This is a genomic window from Ralstonia sp. RL, assembly GCF_001683835.1.
Classification (GTDB): domain Bacteria; phylum Pseudomonadota; class Gammaproteobacteria; order Burkholderiales; family Burkholderiaceae; genus Ralstonia; species Ralstonia mannitolilytica.
The window spans coordinates 1-4698 of sequence record NZ_LWRX01000072.1; the positions used below are offsets into that span (position 1 = coordinate 1).

Annotated in this window: 4 protein-coding genes; all 4 read left to right on the forward strand. The window is 65.2% G+C overall.

Annotated elements, in window-relative coordinates; translation table 11 throughout:
* The first annotated feature begins 19 nt into the window (after nt 1–19).
* Entirely contained in the window at nt 20–598 is a 579-nt protein-coding gene (locus tag A6M56_RS07590; RefSeq protein WP_353744909.1) for a glycerophosphodiester phosphodiesterase family protein, read from the forward strand.
* Nucleotides 599–708: 110 nt separating this feature from the next.
* On the forward strand, nt 709–1296 hold the full coding sequence (locus A6M56_RS07595; protein ID WP_286757983.1) for a hypothetical protein: 588 nt from the start codon (nt 709–711) through the stop codon (nt 1294–1296).
* A gap of 151 nt (nt 1297–1447) precedes the next feature.
* On the forward strand, nt 1448–4087 hold the full coding sequence (gene alaS, locus A6M56_RS07600; RefSeq protein WP_286757985.1) for an alanine--tRNA ligase: 2640 nt from the start codon (nt 1448–1450) through the stop codon (nt 4085–4087).
* Entirely contained in the window at nt 4084–4599 is a 516-nt protein-coding gene (locus tag A6M56_RS07605; protein WP_286757990.1) for an NUDIX domain-containing protein, read from the forward strand. Before alaS ends, A6M56_RS07605 begins: the two co-directional genes overlap by 4 nt.
* Nucleotides 4600–4698 lie beyond the last annotated feature (99 nt).

A 4698-nucleotide genomic window follows, 5' to 3' on the forward strand; every position in this document is an offset into this window, starting at 1 on the left:
TCCGCAGTTCGGGCGCACCGTGCGCGGCCGCGGCAGGGTTTGCGACCGCCCGGCGGCCGCACTCGCGGCCATGGATGCCGGCTCCTGGTTCGGAAAGGAATTCGCGGGCGAGCCGGTGCCGACTTACGAGCAAGTGGTCAATTTCTGCAAGGCAAACAACATCTGGATGAACGTCGAAATCAAGCCGGCTCCCGGTTTCGAAGCCCAAACCGGACGGGTGGTGGCGGCATTGACGCAGCGCCTGTTTGCCGCGGAAATCGCCGCCCATGTGCCGGATGCCGCGCTCCCGCTGTTTTCGTCATTCTCGTTCGCCGCGCTGCAAGCGGCGCAGGCGGCCGCCCCCGAGATCCCGCGCGGTTTCCTGGTCGATGCCATTCCTTCCGATTGGCAACAACGTTTGCGCGAACTCGGCGCGGTTGCGCTGCACACCAATCACAAGAACCTGACTGAAAAACTGGCGCGCGCCGTCAAGGAGCAGGGCGCCGGGCTGCTGTGCTACACCGTCAACACGCCGCAGCGCGCGCGGGAAATCCTGGGCTGGGGCGTGGATGCCTTGTGCACCGATCGCATCGACCTGATCGGCCCGGACTTTGCGTAGCGTTACGCTTGGTTACAGTGCTTACAACTTGGCGGTCGGCGCGCGTGCGCCTGTTTCGTTATAGGAAGCGTGGGCCCATTGCTCATATGACCAACCGAAAGGAAAAGACAATGAAGACTGCACGCCTGATCCCCGTTCTCCTGGCAACTCTCCTCGCCGCGCCCGTGTTCGCCCAGAACGCGACGGCCGAAGCGCAGCGCGACGTCAACCAGCAGCAGCGCATCGAAAACGGCCTGAAGTCCGGCCAGCTGACCACCCGCGAAGCGGCCAAACTGGAGCGCGAGGAAGCGAAGATCGACCGCGCCGAAGCGCAGGCGATGAAAGACGGCAGGCTGAACAATGCGGAAAAGCGCCGCATCGCCCGCATGCAGGACCGCGCCAGCCGCGACATCTACACCGAAAAGCACGACGCGCAGACCGGCAATCCGGATTCCGCCTCCAGCCGGCGCATGCAGGCCGATGTGCAGCGCAACGTCAACCAGGAACAGCGCATCGCCGACGGCCTGCGGGACGGCTCGCTCACCAAGCGCGAAGCCGCCAGGCTGGAGCGCGGCCAGGCCCGGGTCGACCGCCAGGAATTCCGCGCCGGCCGCGACGGCCACGTCGGCGGCTTCGAGCAACGCCAGGTGCAGCGCAACGAAAACCGCCAGTCGCACCGCATCCAGCACGAGCGGCACGACCGGCAGCACCGCGGTTGATCGACTGCCAAAAACCGGCGTTTTGCCTGCTGAGCCCGCCCGGATTTTACCGGCGGGCTTTTTGTTTTGACGCTCCGGGCCATGCCTCATCCGGCGAGGGTTATCACGTATAATCAACGGTTTGCAACGCATTCCACCTTTCGCCTAGAACATGAAATCGTCTGAGATCCGCGACAAATTCCTGAAGTTTTTCGAATCCAAGGGACATACCATCGTCCCGTCCAGCCCGGTGGTGCCGGGGGACGACCCGACCCTGCTGTTTACCAACGCCGGGATGAATCAGTTCAAGGACGTGTTCCTGGGCTTCGACAAGCGGCCCTACACGCGCGCGACCACGGCTCAGAAATGCATCCGCGCCGGCGGCAAGCACAACGACCTGGAAAACGTCGGCTACACCGCCCGCCACCACACCTTCTTCGAAATGCTGGGCAACTTCAGCTTCGGCGACTACTTCAAGCGCGACGCGATCGTGTATGCGTGGGAGCTCTTGACCGAAGTGTTCAAGCTGCCGCAGGAAAAACTGTGGGTCACGGTCTATGCGGAAGACGATGAGGCGTACGACATCTGGCACAAGACGGTGGGCGTGCCGGCCGAGCGCATCGTGCGCATCGGCGACAACAAGGGCGCGCGCTATGCGTCCGACAATTTCTGGATGATGGGCGACACCGGCCCGTGCGGCCCCTGCACCGAAATCTTCTACGACCACGGCCCGGAAATCCCCGGCGGCCCGCCCGGATCGCCCGACGAGGACGGCGACCGCTACATCGAGATCTGGAACAACGTGTTCATGCAGTTCAACCGCGACGAGGCGGGCGTGATGCACAAGCTGCCCAAGCCGTCGGTCGACACCGGCATGGGCCTGGAGCGCATCACCGCGGTGCTGCAGCATGTGCACAGCAACTACGAGATCGACACCTTCGTGAACCTCCTAGCCGCCGCCAAGAAGGTGGTGGATGCCAACGGCGCAGGCAACTGCGACAAGGATGCGCCGTCGCTGAAAGTCATCGCCGACCACATCCGCGCCTGCACCTTCATCGTGGTCGACGGCGTCATCCCGAGCAATGCCGGCCGCGGCTACGTGCTGCGCCGGATCGCCCGCCGCGCGATCCGCCACGGCTACAAGCTCGGCGCGCGCAAACCGTTCTTCCACGCGCTGGTGCCGGCGCTGGTGGCCGAAATGGGCGACGCCTATCCGGAGCTGCGCCAGAACGAGCTGCGCGCGATGGAAGTGCTGCGCCAGGAAGAGGAAGCCTTCTTCCGCACCATCGCCAACGGCATGGAAATCCTGGAGAAGGCGCTCGCTGATGGTGGCAATGCGGGCGCCAAACAGATCGACGGCGACACCGCATTCAAGCTGCACGACACCTACGGCTTCCCGGTCGACCTGACCGCCGACGTCTGCCGCGAGCGCGGCGTGACGGTGGACGAGGCGCGCTTCAATGCGCTGCTGGAGGAGCAGCGCCAGCGCGCCCGCGAAGCCGGCAAGTTCAAGATGGCGCAAGGCCTCGAATACAGCGGCAGCCCGACCACCTTCCACGGCTACGACAAGCTGGTGCACGAGACCGCCAAGGTGACGGCGATCTACGTCGACGGCACGCCTGTCACGGAAGCGAAATCCGGCGACGACGCCGTCATCGTGCTCGACCACACGCCGTTCTACGCCGAATCCGGCGGCCAGGTGGGCGACACCGGCGAGCTGCGCAATGCGGTGGCGCGCTTCCTGGTCGAAGACACGATCAAGATCCAGGCCGACGTGTTCGGCCACCACGGCAGCATCGCCGAGGGCACGATCAAGGTCGGCGACACGGTCAATGCCAAGGTCGACGCCGAAAAGCGCGCGAAAACCATGCGCAACCACAGCGCGACCCACCTGCTGCACAAGGCGCTGCGCGAAGTGCTCGGCACCCACGTGCAGCAGAAGGGCTCGCTGGTCAACGCCGAGCGCACCCGCTTCGACTTCGCCCACAACGGCCCGGTGACCGCCGAGCAGATCCGCAGGGTGGAAGCGATCGTCAATGCCGAAATCCTCGCCAACGAGGCGACCCAGGCCAAGGTGATGCCGATCGAGGAGGCGCAGAAGTCGGGCGCGATGATGCTGTTCGGCGAAAAGTACGGCGACGAGGTGCGCGTGCTGACCATCGGTTCTAGCCGCGAGCTGTGCGGCGGCACGCACGTGCAGCGCACCGGCGACATCGGCCTGTTCAAGATCGTGTCGGAAAGCGGCGTCGCCGCCGGCGTGCGCCGCATCGAAGCGCTCACCGGCGACAACGCGCTGGCCTACCTGCAGTCGCTCGAATCCACGGTGAACCAGGTCGCCGGCACGCTGAAGGCGACGCCGGCCGAGCTGTCCGCGCGCGTCGGCAGCGTGCTGGAACAGGTCAAGGCGCTGGAGAAGGAACTCGCCGCGGTCAAGGGCAAGCTGGCGTCCGCCCAGGGCGACGAACTGCTCGGCAAGGCGGTCGATGTGAACGGCATCAAGGTGCTGGCGGCGACGCTCAACGGCGCCGACGTGCCGGCGCTGCGCGAAACCATGGACAAGCTCAAGGACAAGCTGAAGACCGCCGCCATCGTGCTGGCCGCCGTCAACGACGGCAAGGTCAGCCTGATCGCCGGCGTGACGTCGGACGCGACTTCCAAGGTGAAGGCGGGCGAGCTGGTCAACTTCGTCGCCCAGCAGGTCGGCGGCAAGGGCGGCGGCCGTCCCGACATGGCGCAGGCCGGCGGCACCGACCCGGCCAGCCTGCCCAAGGCGCTCGACGGCGTGACCGACTGGGTGCGTCAGCGCGCATGATGCGCTTCTGTCCCATGTGCGCCGCGCCGCTCGTCGAGCGCGCGGACGAAGGCGAGGGCGGCAAGGTCCGCCTCGCCTGCCCGGATGGACACTGGACGCACTGGGACAATCCGGTGCCGGTCCTGGCCGCGCTGGTCGAGATCGACGGCCGGATTCTGCTCGCGCGCAATGCCGCCTGGCCGGAAAAGATGTTTGCCCTCGTTACCGGTTTCATGGAGCGCGGCGAAACGCCCGAACAGGGAGTGGCGCGCGAACTGAAGGAAGAAACCAACCTCGACGCCACTGACATCGCATTGATCGGCGTCTATGAATTCATTCGCAAGAATGAAGTGATCATCGCCTACCACGTCAAGGCCAGCGGCGACATCCGTCTATCGCCCGAGCTGGTCGAATACCGCCTGGTCGCTCCCGAAAAGCTGCGTCCCTGGCGGGCCGGCACCGGCTATGCGGTGGCCGACTGGATGCGAGCGCGCGGACTCGCGGTCGAGTTCATCGATTTGCCTCCCGCCTAGGGCGCGCCTTGTTGCGCCGCACAAACCCTCCCATATTTGCGGTAAAATTCCTGCATCTGCGATCTTTACCAGAGCAAGGACCATGGAATTTCATAAAGA